The organism is Actinomycetota bacterium (assembly GCA_018830725.1).
In the GTDB taxonomy this organism is placed as follows: Bacteria; Actinomycetota; Humimicrobiia; order JAHJRV01; family JAHJRV01; genus JAHJRV01.
The window spans coordinates 1-2,076 of sequence record JAHJRV010000001.1 but is presented as its reverse complement, the minus strand read 5'-3'; the positions used below and the strand labels follow the sequence as shown (position 1 = coordinate 2,076).

Annotated in this window: 1 protein-coding gene; it reads right to left on the bottom strand. The window is 31.7% G+C overall.

Going from position 1 to position 2,076, the window contains the following annotated elements; translation table 11 throughout:
* Nucleotides 1–446: 446 nt before the first annotated feature.
* The gene (locus tag KKC53_00005; GenBank protein MBU2597557.1) at nt 447–1,766 is read right to left on the bottom strand and encodes an ISNCY family transposase; all 1,320 of its coding nucleotides are present in this window, start codon (nt 1,764–1,766) and stop codon (nt 447–449) included.
* Nucleotides 1,767–2,076: the final 310 nt, after the last annotated feature.

Below are 2,076 nucleotides of genomic sequence, written 5' to 3'. Positions count from 1 at the left end.
TTTTATTTGTCTGCTCTTTTCCTTTAATTCATCTTTTTCTATATCCACACCCTTTACTTCCGAATCTTTACTCTTCTTTCCAAACAATTTATCAAATATTCCCATATTTATACCTCCTATAAATTATTATGATAAATTTTTTAAAACAAATCTTTTTAATTATCACCCCCCAAATAAAAATAGCTGCTTAAAAAATATCTTAAACAGCTATGTATTTAATAAATATTATATATTTTAAGTTATCTGTATCTAAATATAATGATTTCATCACCTTCTCCACTCAACATCATGATTAAATATATTTTATCACTGATAATATGAAGTTTAATATTTTTATTTGTAAAATACAAGTAAACTTATAAAAAGAATGTCAAGCACATTTAGAAATGTCCTGTCAAGCACATTTAGAAATGTCCTGTTTTTATACAAATAGAAATGTCCTATTTTCATGTTTTTGTTAGTAGTAGCTCTTTTTCTTTTTTGTTTCTTTTTTCTTTTTGTTGATAAGTATAAGTTTGTGGATAATTACCCATCTTAAACTTCCGCCATGGATGATCTACTGGCGGGATATATCGCTTCTTCGGTGTCTCAGTTATGCTCTGCTTCGGTCGTTTCTTTGACCTCTTGTCTATCTCTTTATAATTAAGTTGTCTTTGTTTGTAGCTTATAAATATCCTACCATTCATTCTTTCTTCAACGATGACTTTCTTTGCATTTATATGATCAAGTATCTGATAGAACTTCTTATTGTGGGCAACTGTAAAGTCATTCCTCAAGGTACGTTCTGTTTTTATACATAAAATAGCATCAACATCTGTCCCTTGTAATACCGGTCTATGAATATCTCCTTTCTTAAGAGCTTTAACACTGAATCTTTTGTTGTATATAGGTAAGTAGTACTCTAAAAATTCATTTGCTTCTCTTATGCTCTTTATGCCTTTTAATCTCATCTCTTTTACAACTCTATCCTGGAATGTCTTAAAGAGCCTTTCTATCCTTCCTTTTGCAGGTGCAGATCGAGCATATATAACTTCTACTCCAAGCTCTTTAAGTGCCCTGCCAACTTCACTTAATGGCTCCCTATTATTTAATTCATCCTCTATTGAAGGTTTTTTAGTCGATTTATATGTGGAATGTCTGTCTATATAGATACTATGTGGAAGCCCATACTTACGTATGTATCTTTTGAAGCTATCCATAAAAGGAAATGTCCCCTCATATTCATAGAATCTAGCAAATACTCTGCTCTTAGCATCATCTATATACGCCATAAGTACACAGTTAGGACCTCTTCCTTCAAACCAATCATGATGAGAACCATCTACTTGTTCCATTTCCCCATAATAGTGTTTTCTCTCACGCCATTGACGATGTTTTCTCTTCTTATGTGTAACCTGCCATTCCCCTTTCTCTATAAGCCAATTACGCAACGTCTGTATCCCTATCTTTATCTTATCCAGCTCAAATAACTTCTCATTGGCAAGCGTTGGCCCAAAATCATAATATCTATCCCTATAAATATTTATTACCTTCTCTTTAAAATCTCCAGAAAATGCTCTGTTTGAAGCTTTACCACGAGATTTATGTATTATACCTTCGTCTCCTTCCTCTTTGATTCTCTTTACTATCCTCCTTATCTGCCTGTCGCATAAACCCAATATCCTTGTTGCCTCAACTTGCTTTAACCTTCCCTCTATCACCTTATGAATTACATGTAACCGCTTTAATTCTTCCCGATTCATCCTGATAATGTCCTCCCTTGCCATAATGTCCTCCTCTTGTTTAAAAAAAGACATTATAGCATCTTTAAATTAGGACATTTCTAAATGTGCCAAATAGGACATTATCATATGTGGGTTACAGTATTTTTATAAAAAATTTTTGAAATTTCTTAAATTTTATCTATTTTATAAAAATTTCTAATATCTGAATAGAAAAAAAATATAAAAGATTAAGAATCTTTTCTTTTGGATTATTTCAGTTTTTCACATTTATTTAAGCAATTTAGTTTCGTAATCATTTGGGTCATACCCTTCCAAATATGCAAAGGCGATAAGTCTTTGTGCTGCGCTATAT